Here is a 16,811-nt window from a genome sequence, read left to right as displayed (position 1 = left end):
TTTAAGCGTTACTCAGCTTTCAAGCCATCGGCCGAAACAGCTTCAACGCCTTTGATTTTCTTGGCAATTGCCACTGCCATCTCTTTCTGCGCATCAGTCACAGCAACAGAGGAAGACAGGGAAACTACGCCTTTGTTGGTTTCGACTTTGATGTCGGTGCCAGGAATGCCTTTCTCGGTGACCAGGTCAGCTTTGACTTTGGTGGTGATCCAGGTATCGGAGGTCACTTCCTTGGCTTTGGTCACTTCACCGGCCGCTACAACCATAGGCGCCTGGGATGTTTGAGCGAAGGCAACATTAGCCATGGTCAGGGTCAGAGCGGTGGCAGTTGCAGCAGCGATAGCGAACTTCTTCATACGAGTAACTCCTGTTTTTTCGAAAGTCTGCAGCGCGTAAACGTTGATGCTGCAGGGTTAACAGTACTGTTGCAGGCGCTGTGCCAAGTCCAATAATAAATAAAATACTTTAAAAACAATAAGTTATAAAAACTGGCCATTTCCGAAATCGTGCAACTTGCATGAAGAGCGTCATGCCTGCATGCAAGTTGCGGCTTTTAACCTGGCTAACCGGCTGATTTCATGACACTTTCTCGCGCCCATAAAAAAGGACTCCGAAGAGTCCTTTATTTCAGCGTGAAGCGAGGGGGTAATTAAACGCCCGAAGCCTTGGCTGCTGCTACGTCCTTGATGGACAGCTTGATACGGCCGCGGTTGTCCACGTCCAGTACCAGCACTTCCACTTCCTCGCCTTCTTTCAGGATGTCGGTCACTTTCTCGACGCGAGCATCGCTCAGCATGGAGATGTGAACCAAGCCATCCTTGCCCGGCAGGATGTTGACGAATGCGCCGAAATCGACGATGCGCTCAACCTTGCCAACGTAGATCTTACCGATCTCGGCTTCGGCAGTGATACCCAGAACGCGCTGACGTGCAGCTTCAGCAGCTTCCTTGGTTTCGCCGAAGATCTTGATCGAGCCGTCGTCTTCGATATCGATCGAAGCCTTGGTCTCTTCACAGATCGCACGGATGGTCGCGCCGCCTTTACCGATGACATCACGGATTTTGTCGGTGTCGATTTTCATCGCGATCATGGTCGGAGCATTTTCCGACAGCTCGGTACGGGACTGACCAATGATCTGGTTCATCTGACCGAGAATGTTCAGGCGCGCGTCCAGGGCTTGGCCCAGAGCGATTTCCATGATTTCTTCGGTGATGCCCTTGATCTTGATGTCCATCTGCAGTGCAGTAACACCCTTGGCGGTACCGGCTACTTTGAAGTCCATGTCGCCCAGGTGGTCTTCGTCACCCAGGATGTCGGTCAGGATGGCGAACTTCTCGCCTTCTTTAACCAGACCCATGGCGATACCGGCAACAGGTGCCTTCATTGGTACACCGGCGTCCATCAGAGCCAGGGAAGCACCACAGACCGAAGCCATGGAGCTGGAACCGTTGGACTCGGTGATTTCCGACACAACACGGATGGTGTACGGGAACACGTCGGCGGCAGGCAGCATGGCAGCAATCGAACGACGGGCCAGACGGCCGTGACCGATTTCGCGACGACCAGCGCCACCCATGCGACCACACTCACCTACCGAGAACGGAGGGAAGTTGTAGTGCAGCATGAACGGGTCTTTTTTCTCGCCTTCCAGGGTGTCCAGCAGTTGTGCGTCACGGGCGGTACCCAGGGTCGCGACTACCAAAGCCTGGGTTTCGCCACGGGTGAACAGCGCCGAACCGTGGGTCTTGGGCAGAACACCAACTTCGATGTTCAGCGGACGTACGGTCTTGGTGTCGCGGCCGTCGATACGTGGCTTGCCATTAACGATGTTTTCGCGAACGGTGCGGTATTCGATTTCACCGAAAGCGGCTTTGACTTCGCTGGAAGAAGGCTGGCCTTCTTCACCGGACAGCTTGGCAACAACCTGGTCCTTCAGCTCACCCAGGCGAGCGTAACGGTCGGCCTTGATGGTGATGGTGTAAGCGTCGGAGATCGCTGCGCCGAACTCGGCACGGATAGCGCCCAGCAGTGCGGTGGCTTCAGGCGCGGGAGCCCAGGTCCAGGTTGGCTTGGCAGCTTCAGCGGCCAGTTCTTTAACGGCGTTGATCACAACCTGGAACTCGTCGTGAGCAAACAGTACCGCACCCAGCATCTGGTCTTCGGTCAGCTCTTTGGCTTCCGATTCAACCATCAACACCGCTTCCGAAGTACCGGCAACGACCATGTCCAGGCTCGATGCTTTCTGTTGTTCGTAAGTCGGGTTCAGCAGGTAGCCGGTGCTTTCGTGGAAAGCAACGCGAGCTGCACCGATCGGGCCATCGAAAGGAATACCGGAGATAGCCAGGGCAGCCGAGGTACCGATCATCGCAGCGACATCCGGATCGGTTTTCTTGCTGGTGGACAGAACGGTGCAGACAACCTGCACTTCATTCATGAAACCTTCTGGGAACAGCGGACGGATCGGACGGTCGATCAGTCGGGAAGTCAGGGTTTCTTTCTCGGAAGGACGGCCTTCTCGCTTGAAGAAACCGCCAGGGATCTTACCGGCAGCGTAAGTCTTTTCCTGGTAGTGAACAGACAGAGGGAAAAAACCCTTGCCTGGATCGGCTTGCTTGGCACCAACGACGGTCACCAATACGCTGACGTCGTCGTCAACGGTGACCAGCACTGCGCCGGAGGCCTGACGGGCGATACGGCCTGTCTCGAGAGTAACGGTCGATTGACCGAACTGAAATTTTTTGATTACCGGGTTCACGGTGTCCTACCTTCTTTGTGGCTCTTGGGGAACTTGTCTTCTTGCGAAATTCTTGGGCAATGTCGGGAGTCGGCCCAACGCCTGTCCAGGGTAAAACGTGTATCCAGATAAAACTTGAGGCTGGGAGCCTGCCATGAGCCAGCGGGAATCCCACTGACGTACGGCAGACAACCAACCTCTAGCGCAATCGCTGATTAGCGACGCAGACCCAGGCGACCGATCAGAGCCTGATAGCGACCCAGATCCTTGCCTTTCAGGTAGTCCAGCAGCTTACGACGCTGGTTTACCATGCGGATCAGACCACGACGGGAGTGGTGATCTTTACCGTTGGCCTTGAAGTGACCTTGCAGTTTGTTGATGTTGTGGGTCAGCAGTGCAACTTGCACTTCTGGCGAACCAGTGTCACCAACAGCTTGCTGATAGTCAGCTACGATTTGTGCTTTTTCTTGAACGTCGAGAGCCATGAGGCAATCCTTTTTTCAGGAAACCACCTAAAAGGTGGTCTCAATAGGCCGAGGGCATACCCTCGTATCTAAAAATGAGAAGTGACCGTGCCTATTAACAGCCACCCTCGTTCGGTCATTCTGACCGAATCAGTCGACGCGGCGCGATGCGCCCGTCTTCGCTCACTTCACCGATACCGATAAAGCGACCGTTATGATCCTGTACTCGCACCATGCCAAACTTCGGGGCATCCGGGGCACGTACCGGCTGGCCATTAAGCCAGTAGAACGCGCTGTGCTCCGAGAAGTGCAGCAATGGCCAATCCAGCAAACCGCTGTCCGAAGGCATCAGGAAGCGATCAACCGCTTCGTTGCCGCCTTCTGCATGTACTGCTTCCAACTCTTCCAGCGTGACCGTCTGGGCCAGGCTGAAGGGACCGGCCTGGGTCCGTCGCAGTTCTGCAACGTATGCACCACAGCCCAGTTGTTCACCGATATCTTCCACCAGGGTACGGATATAAGTACCTTTGCTGCAGTCCACGGCTAGCCGGGCGGTGTCGCCTTCACAGGCGAGCAATTCCAAGCGCGCAATAGTAACAGAACGCGGTTCACGCTCCACTACTTCACCCGCACGCGCCAGCTTGTAAAGCGGTTGCCCATCACGCTTGAGAGCCGAGTACATCGGCGGTATCTGTCTGATTTCTCCGCGAAAAGCGGGCAAAACAGCTTCGATATCAGCACGACCAACGGTCACATCCCTAACCTGCAAAACATCACCTTCGGCGTCTGCCGTGGTGGTGGTCTTGCCTAGTTGCGCCAGGGTTTCGTAACCCTTGTCGGAATCGAGCAGGTATTGCGAAAACTTGGTGGCCTCGCCAAAGCATAGTGGCAATACGCCTGTTGCTAGTGGGTCCAGGCTGCCAGTGTGCCCTGCCTTCTCGGCATTGAGCAGCCAGCGGACCTTCTGCAAGGCAGCATTGGAGGTAAAGCCAATGGGCTTGTCGAGCAAAATGATACCGCTGACATTGCGACGGATACGTTTGACCTGAGCCACCGATTACTCCTTGGCGTCTTCAGGTGTGGACGTTTCCGGGTGCTGGCTGTCTTCAGCCACAGCCCGCTCGATCAATGCAGACAGATGCGCACCACGCACGACGCTTTCGTCGTAATGGAAGTGCAACTGTGGAACGCTGCGCAGCTTCATTTCACGGGCCAACTGCATGCGCAGAAAGCCAGCGGCAGAGTTGAGCACCTTGATGCTTTGCGCGATTTCTTCGCTGTTGTCCTGGCCCATCACGGTGATGAAGATTTTGGCGTGACCTACGTCACGGCTTACTTCAACAGCGGTGATGGTGACCAGGCCAACACGTGGATCCTTGACTTCACGACGGATCAGTTGTGCCAGCTCACGCTGCATCTGATCGCCGATACGTTGGGTACGGCTGTATTCTTTTGCCATGTCTTGTTACCTGTTACTGCCTCACGGTGAAACCCGTGGGGTCTGAAAGCGGCAAACGCCCGGCCTGACAAAAGCCAGACCGGGCGTTGCGTTTAGAGTCCTGACGCAGGCCTGCGCATTTGCATGCCCAGGCGCTTCGTGGCCCTTGAAGTGCGCGAGTTAGAGGCTGCGAGCAACCTGAACCTTCTCGTAGACTTCGATCTTGTCGCCAGCTTTGACGTCGTTGTAGCTCTTGACGCCGATACCGCATTCCATGCCGGCACGCACTTCAGCAGCGTCATCCTTGAAGCGGCGCAGGGATTCCAGCTCGCCTTCGAAGATAACGATGTCTTCACGCAGTACACGGATTGGACGGTTACGGTGCACAACGCCTTCGATAACCATGCAACCGGCAATCGCGCCAAACTTCGGCGAACGGAACACATCGCGAACTTCAGCAATACCCAGGATGTTCTCCCGGACGTCGCTGCCAAGCATGCCGGTAAGGGCTTTCTTGACGTCTTCGATAATGTCGTAGATCACGTTGTAATAACGCATGTCCAGGCCTTCCTGCTCGACGATCTTCCGTGCGCCAGCATCGGCACGCACGTTAAAGCCGAACAGTACAGCGTTGGAAGCCAGTGCCAGGTTGGCATCGGATTCGGTAATACCACCGACACCGCCACCCACAACACGCACTTGCACTTCGTCGTTACCCAGGCCATTCAAGGCGCCGTTCAACGCTTCGAGGGAACCACGAACGTCAGATTTGAGGACGATATTCAGCGTCTTCTTCTCTGCCTGGCCCATGTTTTCGAAGATATTTTCCAGCTTGCCGGCGTGAGCACGAGCCAGTTTGACTTCGCGGAACTTGCCTTGACGGAACAGAGCCACTTCACGGGCTTTCTTCTCGTCCGACAGCACGCTCATCTCGTCGCCAGCGTCCGGAGTACCGTCCAGGCCGAGGATCTCGACAGGGATGGAAGGACCGGCTTCCTTGATTGGCTTGCCGTTCTCGTCGAGCATGGCACGTACGCGGCCATAGTTCGAACCGACCAAAACCATGTCGCCTTGGCGCAGCGTACCGTCTTGAACCAGAACGGTTGCAACCGGGCCACGACCTTTGTCGAGACGCGATTCAACCACAACACCACGACCTGGGGCCGACGGGGTTGCTTTCAGTTCGAGTACTTCAGCTTGCAGCAGGACCGCTTCGAGCAGATCGTCGACACCCGTACCGACTTTCGCCGAGACCGAAACGAACGGCGTATCACCGCCCCACTCTTCGGAAGTCACGCCGTGAACCGACAATTCGCTACGGATGCGATCGAGATCGGCGCCCGGCTTGTCGATCTTGTTCACTGCAACCACCAGTGGAACACCAGCGGCCTTGGCGTGCTGGACAGCTTCAATGGTCTGCGGCATTACGCCGTCGTCCGCTGCAACTACCAGGATCACGATATCAGTCGCCTTGGCACCACGGGCACGCATCGCGGTAAACGCGGCGTGACCCGGGGTGTCGAGGAAGGTGACCATGCCGCGTTCAGTTTCAACGTGGTATGCACCGATGTGCTGGGTAATACCGCCGGCTTCGCCAGCAGCTACCTTGGCACGACGAATATAGTCGAGCAGCGAAGTCTTACCATGGTCAACGTGACCCATTACGGTCACAACTGGCGCACGGGAGAACGTCTCACCTTCAAACTTCAGGGACTCAGCCAGGGAGTCTTCCAGGGCGGTGTCGCTGACCAAGGTCACTTTGTGGCCCAGTTCTTCGGCTACCAGCTGAGCAGTTTCCTGATCAAGCACCTGGTTGATGGTCGCTGGAGTACCCAGTTTGAACATGAACTTGATGATTTCAGCAGCCTTGACCGACATCTGATTGGCGAGATCGCCAACAGAGATAGTCTCGCCGATCTGCACATCACGCACGACAGGGCCGGTTGGGCTCTGGAAACCGTGGGCATTGCGCTTTTTCAGCTTAGCCTTGCCGCGACCACCACGACGGAAGCCATCGCTTTCTTCGTCGGTAGTACGTGGAGCAACGCGTGGAGCTGGCGCTTTCTCTTTGACCGAAGCACGATGAGGAGCGTTTTTACGCTCGCCATCGCCACCGCCACTGCGACGATTGTTGTCGTCGGCACGTGGTTTGTCCGGACGACGAGGTTCGTCGCGCTTACGGGCATCAGCTGCAGGAGCAGGTGCCGCGGAGACCGGAGCGGCCTCACGCACAGCTTCAACAGGCGCGCCAGGTGCGGCGACCGCTTCAGTGGCAGCAGGTTGCGCAGCAGTAGGCTGGCGACGCGCTTCTTCTTCGGCGCGACGCTTGGCTTCTTCTTCAGCCTTCTGACGAGCAGCATTTTCTACTGCACGACGTTCTTCCAGGTCACGTTTGCGCTCGGCTTCGATTTCTTCCGGGCTGCGCTGTACGAAGACTTTTTTCTTGCGTACTTCAACGCTGATGCTTTTGCTACCAGCAACACGCAGTGTGCTGGTGGTTTTGCGCTGCAATGTAATCTTGCGCGGTTCTTCCACTTTCGCCTTGTGGCTGCTCTTCAAGTGAGTCAGCAAAGATTGCTTCTCACTATCGCTCACACCTTCGTCGGCGGCGGTGTGCGGCAGACCTGCCTCACGCATCTGCTGCAACAGGCGCTCTACCGGTGTTTTGACCTCATCGGCCAGTTGTTTCACCGTGACTTGCGTCATGCACTTCTCTCCTCAGGCCGCGCCTAATTACTCGAACCAATGGGCTCGGGCGGCCATGATCAACTTGCCGGCACGATCATCGTCAATGCCGTCGATGTCGAGCAGGTCGTCAATAGACTGCTCGGCCAGGTCTTCGCGGGTAATTACGCCGCGCACCGCCAGTTCCATCGCCAAATCCTTGTCCATACCCTCAAGCGAGAGCAGGTCTTCGGCCGGATGGGCGTCTGCCAGCTTTTCCTCAGTAGCGATGGCTTTAGTCAACAAACGATCCTTGGCCCGAGCGCGAAGCTCGTTGACAGTGTCTTCGTCAAAGCCGTCGATGTTGAGCATTTCTTCCAACGGTACGTAGGCAATCTCTTCCAGGCTGGTAAAGCCTTCATCTACCAGCACCTGTGCCAGGTCTTCATCGACTTCCAACTCGTCGATAAAGTTGCGCAGGATGTCACCGGTTTCAGCTTGCTGCTTAGCCTGGATGTCCGATTCGGTCATCACGTTCAGGGTCCAACCCGTCAACTGGCTGGCCAAACGTACGTTCTGACCACCGCGACCGATGGCCTGAGCCAGATTGTCTGCGCCAACGGCGATGTCCATGGCATGGGCATCCTCGTCAACGATAATTGCCGCCACTTCTGCAGGCGACATGGCGTTGATTACGAACTGCGCCGGGTTATCGTCCCACAAGACGATATCTACACGCTCACCGCCCAATTCGCCCGACACTGCCTGGACGCGCGAACCGCGCATACCAATGCAAGCACCTTGCGGGTCGATACGTTTGTCCTTGGAGCGGACCGCGATCTTGGCACGCGAACCCGGGTCGCGGGACGCAGCCATGACTTCGATCAGGCCTTCGGCAATTTCCGGCACTTCGATACGGAACAGCTCGATCAGCATTTCCGGCGCGGTACGCGACAGGATCAACTGAGGGCCGCGGTTCTCGGTGCGGATTTCCTTGAGCAGCGCGCGCAAACGCACGCCAACCCGGAAAGTTTCTCGAGAGATGATGTCTTCACGGGCCAGCAACGCTTCGGCGTTGTTGCCCAGGTCAACGATCACGTTGTCTCGGGTCACTTTTTTCACGGTGCCGGAGATGATTTCCCCAAGGCGCTCGCGATAGGCGTCAACAACTTGAGCGCGCTCGGCTTCGCGAACCTTCTGCACGATGACCTGTTTAGCGGTCTGTGCAGCGATACGACCGAACTCGATCGACTCGATCTTTTCCTCGACAACATCGCCAACGTTGGCGCCAGGGTGCGTTTGCGCAACCTTGCTTGGCCAGGTTTCGATAGCCGGATCATCAAGGTCGTCCTCTTCGACAACCGTCCAGCGACGGAAAGTCTCATAGGCACCGGTGTGGCGGTTGATTTCCACACGCAGATCAACTTCGTCTTCAAAACGCTTTTTGGTAGCAGTGGCCAGGGCCAGCTCCAGCGCTTCAAAAATCACGTTTGCCGGTACGCCCTTTTCATTGGATACCGACTCAACAACCAGCAGTACTTCTTTGCTCATCGTACGCCTCGCCTTTCGCAAGCCATTGGATCCGCGGGATCCGCAGTTTCTGGCACGTCTCAGTCAAAACTGGGAATAATGTTGGCCTTGTCGATCATATCGATCGGCAACAAGAACTCATGGTCTTCTACCTGCACCACGACATCCTGCTCTTCCACACCGCGCAGAAGGCCCTGAAAGTTGCGTCGCCCGTCAAAAGGCGAGCGCAACTTGATCTTCACTTGTTCACCGGCAAATTTTGCAAACTGCTCAATAGTGAACAGCGGGCGTTCCATGCCTGGCGAGGAAACTTCGAGGGTGTATTCAGCAGAGATCGGATCTTCAACATCCAGGACACCGCTGATCTGACGGCTGACAATGGCACAGTCATCCACCAGCACACCGCCCTCTTTATCGATATAAACGCGCAACATTGAGTGGCGACCTTGAGCCGAAAACTCAATACCCCAGCATTCATAGCCTAGGGCCACGACCACCGGGGCCAGCAAGGCCTGCAACTCTTCTAGCTTGCTCGACACCCGAACCCCCTCGTGCATGTATGTGCATGCTGTGCAAAATAAAAAAATGGGCGAAACGCCCATCCTTGAAACGCCGTCGAACAGCGGCGTTGAAAGTGTCCAGCTAACAAAAAGCCCCTTAAAAGGGGCTCCGCTAAAACTGGTTGCGGGGGCCGGATTTGAACCGACGACCTTCGGGTTATGAGCCCGACGAGCTACCAGACTGCTCCACCCCGCGACAAAGCTGGGGCGGAAGTATACGACCGATCCCTTACAGGGTCAATGTAACCTTCCACCTACAAGAAAGCCCGCAACAGCGGGCTCTCCTGATAATTGGTACCGAGAAGGGGACTCGAACCCCTACACCCTATGGGCACAACCACCTCAAGGTTGCGTGTCTACCAATTCCACCACCTCGGCAATACAACATTTAAAGCATCAAACCTTCTTACTTCTGCTCTTGAGCTGGAGGCACGTCAGTCGCTGGAGTAGCCGACTTTTGCTCTTGAAGCACCGGGACATCGTCAGAAGCCGGTTTTGCTTTTGGTACTTCCAACACTGCTGGATTTGGTAAACCTACTTGAGTCTGCACATGAGCTTTCTCTTTAGCAAAGTAACCTAACCCCAAGCTGGTTATGAAGAAACCGGCGGCAAGTATAGCAGTAAACTTACTAAGAAAGGTAGAGGAACCTTGGCTTCCGAACACAGTATTTGAAGCACCTGCACCGAAAGACGCACCAGCATCCGCACCTTTACCCTGCTGCAGCAAAACCAGAGCAACTACGCTCAGGGCAGCCAACAGATGAAAAACGACTACGACTGTTTCCAGCATTTTTTCAGTTTCCCGCGGCGCGACAGATCGCACCGAACTCATCTGCATTCAGGGAAGCTCCACCAATGAGCCCCCCATCGATATCCGGCATGCCGAACAGTTCGACCGCATTGGCCGCCTTCACGCTGCCGCCGTATAGAAGCCGCACACCTCGTGCGACCTCAGAATTCTCTGCCGCCAACTGCGCGCGGATGGCTGCATGCACATCCTGCGCCTGTTGCGGCGAAGCAGTCAGCCCGGTGCCAATGGCCCAGACCGGCTCGTAAGCAATAATTGCCTTTGCAAACGCACCAACACCCAGCTCCTCGATGATGCTGCCCAACTGACGCGAGACAACCTCAAGAGTCTTGCCAGATTCACGCTGCTCCAGGGTCTCCCCTATGCACAACACTGGAATCAGGCCACAAGCCTGTGCCGCTGCGAACTTGCGATTGAGTGTCCCATCACGCTCGCCCATCATCTGACGGCGCTCGGAGTGCCCGACAAGCACATAAGAACAACCCGCATCAACCAGCTGGCTCGGCGCAATCTCACCGGTCAGCGCACCCTGCATGGCTTCCACCGCAGAATTCTGCGCGCCGACTTGAATCGATTTGCCTTTCAAGCCATCAACCACTTGATTGATGTACAAGCAAGGCGGAAATACCGCGACGTCAACACCGCTCGGCAAGGCCAAATGACGAAGGCCGTTGATCAGCTCAGCGACACTGGCGCGGGTACCGTGCATTTTCCAGTTACCAGCTACCATAGTGCGACGCATGCTGTACCCCGTCGGTCAAAGTGGGCGCAGATGTTACCCAACCACATCATCACTGGCAAGCCGAATTCAGGCGCAAACTTCAGTTACCAGTTTTGCCAGCTCTTCTGCATAGCCACGAACCTGCATTTCGTCCTCGCCTTCGACCATCACCCGAACCAGAGGCTCAGTGCCCGACTTGCGCAGCAAGACCCGCCCACGACCCGCCATGGCTGCAGTAACGCGCTCGCTGGCCGCCTTGACGGCCGGATGCTCGACAGGGTTCGCGCCACCGGCAAAACGAACATTGAGCAGCACTTGCGGGCATTTGCGCAACGCCTGTCGCGCCTGGGCAAGACTTTCATCACGGCGCCGCAACGCCAGCAGCACCTGCAGCGCAGCGATGATTGCATCACCCGTCGTGGTGTGCTGAAAGCAGACAACGTGCCCGGAATTTTCGCCACCGACCTGCCAATTACGCTCAAGCAGTTCAGCGATTACATAACGGTCACCCACATTGGCGCGGACAAATGGAATCCCAAGATCAGCCAGGGCCAGTTCCAACCCCAGATTGCTCATCAAGGTACCCACAACACCACCCTGGAGCTTATTACGCTCATGCAAGTCACGGGCAATGATAAACAGCAGATCATCACCGTCGACAATGGCACCTGTGTGATCGACCATTAATACCCGATCACCATCGCCATCAAAGGCGATACCCAAGTCGGCATGCTCAGCCAGCACAGCCGCCTGCAACTGCCCCATATGGGTCGATCCGCAGTTGTCGTTGATGTTCAAGCCATCAGGCTGAGCCGACAGCACGGTGACCTGAGCACCCAACTCCTTGAACACACTGGGAGCGACCTTGTAAGTTGCTCCATGAGCACAGTCAATGACCACTTTCAGGCCAGCAAAGTTGGTACTGGTTGGCACGCTGCTTTTACAAAACTCGATGTAACGGCCCGAAGCATCATTAATTCGGGAAACCTTACCCAACTTGCTCGATTCGACGACCGTCATCGGCGCATCCAGCAGCTCTTCGATCATGTGCTCGATTTCGTCTGGTAGCTTGGTGCCCTGGCCCGAGAAAAACTTGATGCCATTGTCATCGTGAGGATTATGCGAGGCACTGATCACAATACCGGCTTCAGCATGAAAGGTACGCGTCAGGTAAGCGATCGCCGGTGTAGGCATTGGCCCCAGCAGCATCACATCTGCCCCAGCAGCGGACAGGCCAGCCTCCAGCGCGGACTCAAACATATAACCCGAGATACGAGTGTCCTTGCCCACCAGGATGCGGCATGCCCCCATACTGCGAAACGCCATGCCTGCCGCCCAGCCGAGCTTGAGCATAAAGTCAGGAGTAATCGGAAATTCGCCGACCCGACCACGGATACCGTCGGTGCCAAAATATTTTTTAGTCATAAGTACTCCATCATTCTTATTCGGCTGATTCTACTGCAGCGAGCATCCGCACCACATCCATCGTCTCGGCAACGTCATGCACGCGCAATATACGCGCGCCCTTGACCACCGCAAGTGCCGCGAGAGCCAGGCCACCATGCAATCGCTCGCCCACAGGACGATTCAACGCCAGACCTATCATGCTCTTGCGCGAGACCCCAACCAACAGGGGGCGACCAAGGGCATGCAGGGCTTCCATATGCTTGAACAAACTTAAATTGTGTTGCAGCGACTTGGCAAAGCCGAACCCTGGATCGAGGATGATCCGCTCAGGTGCAATTCCCACTGCCGAGCACTGGGCCATACGCCCGGCAAGAAACTCCGCCACTTCACCCACCAGATTGTCGTAATGCGGGTCGTTCTGCATCGTGCCGGGCTCACCGAGCATATGCATCAGGCACACCGGCAAACCAGTGGCAGCAGCTGCATCCAGTGCACCGTCACGCTGCAGGGAGCGCACATCATTGATCAACCCCGCACCCAGACGCGCCGTTTCGCGCATGACAGACGGCGTGGAGGTATCAACGGAAATGATCACATCCAGCTCACGATGGATGCGCTCGACAATCGGCGCAACACGCTCCAGCTCTTCCAGGGGGGAAACAACGCGAGCCCCCGGGCGGGTCGACTCACCACCGACATCGATCAACGTCGCGCCGGCAGACACCATTGCCTCGGCATGACGCAACGCGGCCTCAAGCTGGCTGAAACGGCCACCATCGGAAAAAGAGTCAGGGGTTACGTTAAGGATACCCATGACATGTGTATGGGCCAAATCAAGAACCCGGCTGCCGCAAGGCAACCGGGTGGAGGACAACGCAGAAGTCATTTCAAACCTTAAAGGTCGGCAGCCGGACCGCCGATCGGGGTTTCAGGGCGTTCGCTCTGCACCACTGGCGGCGTGCCCGAACCACCTTCCCAATCGCGAGGCTCACGAGGAGTGCGACCAGCCATGATGTCGTCGATCTGCTCGGCATCAATGGTTTCGTATTTCATCAAGGCATCAGCCATGGCGTCGAGCTTGTCACGGTTATCCGTCAGAATCTGCTTGGCCGTGCCATAGCACTGGTCAATGATGCTGCGCACTTCAGAGTCGATCAGCTTGGCTGTCTCACCAGAGAAGCTGGTGCCTTGACCGCCACCACCACGCCCCAGGAACACCTCACCCTCTTCCTCGGCATACATCAAAGGACCGAGCTTTTCCGACAAACCCCATTTGGTCACCATGTTTCGCGCAATCTGGCTGGCACGCATGATGTCGTTGGAAGCACCGGTAGTCACGCCGTCGAAGCCCAAGGTCATTTCTTCAGCGATACGGCCGCCGTACAGCGAGCAGATCTGACTGATCAAGGCGCGCTTGGAGAGGCTATAACGATCTTCTTCCGGCAAGAACATGGTGACGCCCAGCGCCCGACCACGAGGAATGATCGAGACTTTGTAGACCGGGTCATGCTCAGGCACAACGCGACCGACAATAGCGTGGCCGGCTTCGTGATAAGCGGTGTTCTGCTTCTCTTTCTCGGACATGACCATGGATTTGCGCTCAGCGCCCATCATGATCTTGTCTTTTGCCAACTCGAACTCTTTCATTTCAACAACGCGCTTGCCGGTACGGGCGGCAAACAGCGACGCTTCGTTGACCAGGTTGGCCAGGTCGGCACCTGAGAAACCAGGCGTACCCCGGGCAATCACGGCCGGAGCCACATCATCACCCATTGGCACTTTGCGCATGTGTACTTTCAGGATCTGCTCGCGACCACGGATGTCCGGCAGGCCGACCACAACCTGGCGGTCAAAACGACCCGGGCGCAGCAGCGCAGGGTCGAGTACGTCAGGACGGTTGGTGGCAGCAATCACGATGATGCCATCGTTCATTTCAAAGCCGTCCATCTCGACCAGCAACTGGTTGAGAGTCTGCTCACGCTCGTCATGACCGCCGCCCATGCCGGCGCCACGATGGCGACCAACGGCGTCGATCTCATCGATGAAGATGATGCATGGCGCATGTTTCTTGGCCTGCTCGAACATATCGCGAACACGGCTGGCACCGACGCCGACGAACATTTCAACGAAGTCGGAACCGGAAATGGTGAAGAAAGGAACTTTGGCTTCGCCGGCAATCGCCTTGGCCAACAGGGTTTTACCCGTGCCAGGAGGGCCGACCATCAGCACGCCGCGAGGAATACGACCGCCCAAGCGCTGGAACTTACCCGGATCACGCAGGAATTCCACCAACTCGCCCACTTCTTCCTTGGCTTCGTCGCAACCAGCAACGTCAGCCAGGGTAGTTTTCACCTGATCTTCGGAGAGCAGGCGCGCCTTGCTCTTGCCGAAACTCATCGGCCCACCCTTGCCTCCCGCACCGCCTTGCATCTGGCGCATGAAGAACATGAACACGGCGATAATCACCAGGATCGGGAAGCTGGCCACCAGGAGCTGGGTCCAGATGCTCTGCTGCTCAGGCTGCTTGCCTTCAACAACGACCTTGTTATCCACCAGGTCGCCGATCAGACCGTTGTCCTGGATCGCCGGACGAATGGTCTTGAAGCTGTCGCCATCGTTGCGCTTGCCGGTAATCACGTAGCCATCAACCGCTACGCGCTCGACCTTGCCATCCTTAACTTGCTGGATGAAGTCGGAATAGTTGAGGGTCTGCGGCTCGTTAGGGCTGGAGAAGTTGTTCATCACCGTCACCAGGACAGCCGCGATGATCAACCACAGGATCAGATTCTTTGCCATATCGTTCAATTAACTACCCTCTGAAGCAAGCTCCGCTGTTGGCGCGCGCTTCGCATGATATTCACCGGCCTAACTTACTACATTACCTACAACTCTGGCAGGCGCCGTCTGTAACCCTTTGTGAAACTTTGACTACACAATATTCGTAAAGCTTCGTGACGAAAGCGATATAAAAAAACCTATCGCCCTCCTCAAATTCCTCAAAAACGCTCTTCACTGGCAGCGCCTTCAATGCCACGGAAACCGCGACCCAGCAAATACTGCTCACGAGACCTGCCCCGGGAAGAATCAGGCTTGCGTGTTTGCACCTTATCGAACAGCTTGCGGATGTTCTTGTGATACTCGTCGAAGCCTTCACCCTGGAAGACCTTGACCAGAAAGTCACCACCCGGACGCAAAACCCGCCCCGCCAGATCCAATGCCAATTCACAGAGAAACATGGCTCGTGGCATATCTACAGCTGGTAATCCACTCATATTGGGGGCCATATCGGAAATCACAAGGTCTACCTGCGAATTTCCGACAGCCTCGAGGATCTGTGCCAGTACTGCATCCTGGGTGAAATCACCGTGAACGAAGGTCACGTCCGGGATGCTATCCATTTCCAGGATATCGGATGCGATCAAACGACCCTGCCCACCAATCAGACGACTGGTCACCTGGGACCAGCCACCTGGGGCGGCGCCAAGGTCGATAACGCTCATGCCCGGACGGATCAACTTGTCCTTTTCCTGGATCTCCAGCAGCTTGTAGCTGGCCCGGGAACGGTAGCCATCCTTTTGCGCCATTTTGACGTAAGGATCGTTGAAATGCTCTTGCAGCCACTTAAGGCTAGTTTTGGAACGGGCCACGGGCCACCTCGAAAATAAAACGGGTCGTGATTAACTGGGCGGTCCCGGACTCGCTCGGGTAAACTGGCCGCCGCTTTTTACAAGATCAGACGCAGGGGTCAGATTATGCCGCTCACTCAAGAGCAGAAGAAACAGTACAAATCCATTGGCCACCATCTGAAACCAGTTTTGATTGTGGCTGACAACGGTTTGACTGAAGGTGTGTTAGCCGAACTTGAACGCGCATTGGGCGATCACGAACTGATCAAGATCAAGGTCAACATCCTTGATCGCGAGTCGCGCCTGGCGGCCATTGCAGAACTCTGCAAGGTCGGCAAGGCAGACCTGGTTCAGGTCATCGGCAAGATGGCGCTGCTATATCGCAAGAATTTCAGCGTCAACAAGCAACTGTCGAACGTTCATCGCTTCAAATGATAACAAGGGTCACGGGCGTGCTTTGCGCGCCCTGCCACTCCATCCCGGCGCCGGCTGCACAACCAGCACCAGACCGCAGAACCCTAGCACAAGATAGCTGAATAGCTGCCAGCGCAACGCTTCCGGCAGCCAGATGCGCACAACGCAGTACATTGCGCAGGCATACAGCGCCATCAACAGCAGTTGCCCTCGAATACCCCGCCACAAACCCTTCAAACCTTCGGCCTTGATCAGCACCAGCGCCTGAAGCGTTACGCACGCCGCTGCAAAACCTACCAGCAGCGCACTCAATAATCCGCCGATCTCATCGATCAGCAACGGTGCCAGGCCAATCAGGCCCAGCGCCGGTATCACGCCAACATGCAACAGCCACAGGCCACCGACCCAAAGCATCTGGGAGAGCTGCCAAAGCATGGCGCCCGCA

The 16,811-nt window shown here is 56.2% G+C and carries 16 protein-coding genes and 2 tRNA genes; 1 reads left to right on the top strand and 17 read right to left on the bottom strand.

The genetic code is table 11. The features are described 5' to 3' along the window. Nucleotides 1–8: 8 nt before the first annotated feature. The 16 genes from GIR22_RS08880 to rlmE form a co-directional block, all read right to left on the bottom strand. On the bottom strand, nt 9–356 hold the full coding sequence (locus tag GIR22_RS08880) for a BON domain-containing protein (protein WP_154742967.1): 348 nt from the start codon (nt 354–356) through the stop codon (nt 9–11). Nucleotides 357–649: 293 nt separating this feature from the next. Beyond that, a complete protein-coding gene (pnp, locus tag GIR22_RS08875) occupies nt 650–2,755 on the bottom strand; it encodes a polyribonucleotide nucleotidyltransferase (RefSeq protein ID WP_178122164.1) in 2,106 nt (701 codons plus the stop codon). Nucleotides 2,756–2,949: 194 nt separating this feature from the next. After that, complete coding sequence (gene rpsO / locus GIR22_RS08870; RefSeq protein WP_003176135.1) at nt 2,950–3,219, bottom strand: 30S ribosomal protein S15; 270 nt, start codon at nt 3,217–3,219, stop codon at nt 2,950–2,952. Between the two features lie 115 nt (nt 3,220–3,334). Further along, complete coding sequence (truB, locus tag GIR22_RS08865; protein WP_178122163.1) at nt 3,335–4,252, bottom strand: tRNA pseudouridine(55) synthase TruB; 918 nt, start codon at nt 4,250–4,252, stop codon at nt 3,335–3,337. A 3-nt stretch (nt 4,253–4,255) separates the two neighbouring features. After that, entirely contained in the window at nt 4,256–4,657 is a 402-nt protein-coding gene (gene rbfA / locus GIR22_RS08860) for a 30S ribosome-binding factor RbfA (protein ID WP_154742966.1), read from the bottom strand. Between the two features lie 159 nt (nt 4,658–4,816). Further along, on the bottom strand, nt 4,817–7,342 hold the full coding sequence (gene infB / locus GIR22_RS08855; RefSeq protein ID WP_154742965.1) for a translation initiation factor IF-2: 2,526 nt from the start codon (nt 7,340–7,342) through the stop codon (nt 4,817–4,819). Nucleotides 7,343–7,369: 27 nt separating this feature from the next. Then, nucleotides 7,370–8,851, bottom strand: a complete 1,482-nt coding sequence (gene nusA / locus GIR22_RS08850; protein ID WP_154742964.1) for a transcription termination factor NusA — start codon at nt 8,849–8,851, stop codon at nt 7,370–7,372. 59 nt (nt 8,852–8,910) lie between these two features. After that, nucleotides 8,911–9,369 carry a ribosome maturation factor RimP gene (gene rimP, locus GIR22_RS08845; protein ID WP_178122162.1) on the bottom strand — a complete coding sequence of 153 codons (459 nt, stop codon included), beginning with the start codon at nt 9,367–9,369 and terminating at the stop codon, nt 8,911–8,913. Nucleotides 9,370–9,509: 140 nt separating this feature from the next. Then, nucleotides 9,510–9,586: transfer RNA gene (locus GIR22_RS08840), tRNA-Met, on the bottom strand. 96 nt (nt 9,587–9,682) lie between these two features. Then, nucleotides 9,683–9,768: transfer RNA gene (locus GIR22_RS08835), tRNA-Leu, on the bottom strand. Between the two features lie 28 nt (nt 9,769–9,796). Beyond that, complete coding sequence (gene secG, locus GIR22_RS08830) at nt 9,797–10,180, bottom strand: preprotein translocase subunit SecG (RefSeq protein ID WP_154742962.1); 384 nt, start codon at nt 10,178–10,180, stop codon at nt 9,797–9,799. Between the two features lie 4 nt (nt 10,181–10,184). Then, nucleotides 10,185–10,940, bottom strand: a complete 756-nt coding sequence (tpiA, locus tag GIR22_RS08825) for a triose-phosphate isomerase (RefSeq protein ID WP_154742961.1) — start codon at nt 10,938–10,940, stop codon at nt 10,185–10,187. Between the two features lie 66 nt (nt 10,941–11,006). Then, nucleotides 11,007–12,344: a phosphoglucosamine mutase gene (gene glmM / locus GIR22_RS08820; RefSeq protein ID WP_154742960.1), complete on the bottom strand. Its 1,338-nt coding sequence runs from the start codon at nt 12,342–12,344 to the stop codon at nt 11,007–11,009. A 16-nt stretch (nt 12,345–12,360) separates the two neighbouring features. After that, nucleotides 12,361–13,212 carry a dihydropteroate synthase gene (gene folP / locus GIR22_RS08815; RefSeq protein WP_154742959.1) on the bottom strand — a complete coding sequence of 284 codons (852 nt, stop codon included), beginning with the start codon at nt 13,210–13,212 and terminating at the stop codon, nt 12,361–12,363. An 8-nt stretch (nt 13,213–13,220) separates the two neighbouring features. Next, nucleotides 13,221–15,122 carry an ATP-dependent zinc metalloprotease FtsH gene (ftsH, locus tag GIR22_RS08810; protein ID WP_154742958.1) on the bottom strand — a complete coding sequence of 634 codons (1,902 nt, stop codon included), beginning with the start codon at nt 15,120–15,122 and terminating at the stop codon, nt 13,221–13,223. A 200-nt stretch (nt 15,123–15,322) separates the two neighbouring features. Next, nucleotides 15,323–15,973 (bottom strand): 23S rRNA (uridine(2552)-2'-O)-methyltransferase RlmE, encoded by a 651-nt coding sequence (rlmE, locus tag GIR22_RS08805; protein ID WP_178122161.1) that lies wholly within the window; start codon nt 15,971–15,973, stop codon nt 15,323–15,325. Nucleotides 15,974–16,078: 105 nt separating this feature from the next. On the opposite strand from rlmE, the gene GIR22_RS08800 reads away from it, so the two are divergent. Continuing rightward, complete coding sequence (locus GIR22_RS08800; protein ID WP_154742957.1) at nt 16,079–16,387, top strand: YhbY family RNA-binding protein; 309 nt, start codon at nt 16,079–16,081, stop codon at nt 16,385–16,387. Between the two features lie 9 nt (nt 16,388–16,396). Here GIR22_RS08800 and GIR22_RS08795 read toward each other — a convergent pair whose 3' ends face one another. Continuing rightward, entirely contained in the window at nt 16,397–16,801 is a 405-nt protein-coding gene (locus tag GIR22_RS08795; RefSeq protein WP_154742956.1) for an MFS transporter, read from the bottom strand. Nucleotides 16,802–16,811 lie beyond the last annotated feature (10 nt).

The sequence above is a fragment of the Pseudomonas karstica genome (assembly GCF_009707515.1).
In the GTDB taxonomy this organism is placed as follows: domain Bacteria; phylum Pseudomonadota; class Gammaproteobacteria; order Pseudomonadales; family Pseudomonadaceae; genus Aquipseudomonas; species Aquipseudomonas karstica.
Note: the sequence above shows the minus strand (reverse complement) of the source record. Positions and strands in the feature narration are given on the sequence as shown.

Excerpts from the sequence above, each read along its gene's own strand:
- GIR22_RS08800 (WP_154742957.1), top strand. The coding sequence starts at position 16,079 with ATGCCGCTCACTCAAGAGCAGAAGAAACAGTACAAATCCATTGGCCAC.
- tpiA (WP_154742961.1), bottom strand. The coding sequence starts at position 10,940 with ATGCGTCGCACTATGGTAGCTGGTAACTGGAAAATGCACGGTACCCGC.
- rpsO (WP_003176135.1), bottom strand. The coding sequence starts at position 3,219 with ATGGCTCTCGACGTTCAAGAAAAAGCACAAATCGTAGCTGACTATCAG.
- folP (WP_154742959.1), bottom strand. The coding sequence starts at position 13,212 with ATGACTTCTGCGTTGTCCTCCACCCGGTTGCCTTGCGGCAGCCGGGTT.
- ftsH (WP_154742958.1), bottom strand. The coding sequence starts at position 15,122 with ATGGCAAAGAATCTGATCCTGTGGTTGATCATCGCGGCTGTCCTGGTG.
- nusA (WP_154742964.1), bottom strand. The coding sequence starts at position 8,851 with ATGAGCAAAGAAGTACTGCTGGTTGTTGAGTCGGTATCCAATGAAAAG.
- GIR22_RS08795 (WP_154742956.1), bottom strand. The coding sequence starts at position 16,801 with ATGCTTTGGCAGCTCTCCCAGATGCTTTGGGTCGGTGGCCTGTGGCTG.
- glmM (WP_154742960.1), bottom strand. The coding sequence starts at position 12,344 with ATGACTAAAAAATATTTTGGCACCGACGGTATCCGTGGTCGGGTCGGC.
- infB (WP_154742965.1), bottom strand. The coding sequence starts at position 7,342 with ATGACGCAAGTCACGGTGAAACAACTGGCCGATGAGGTCAAAACACCG.
- secG (WP_154742962.1), bottom strand. The coding sequence starts at position 10,180 with ATGCTGGAAACAGTCGTAGTCGTTTTTCATCTGTTGGCTGCCCTGAGC.
- rbfA (WP_154742966.1), bottom strand. The coding sequence starts at position 4,657 with ATGGCAAAAGAATACAGCCGTACCCAACGTATCGGCGATCAGATGCAG.
- GIR22_RS08880 (WP_154742967.1), bottom strand. The coding sequence starts at position 356 with ATGAAGAAGTTCGCTATCGCTGCTGCAACTGCCACCGCTCTGACCCTG.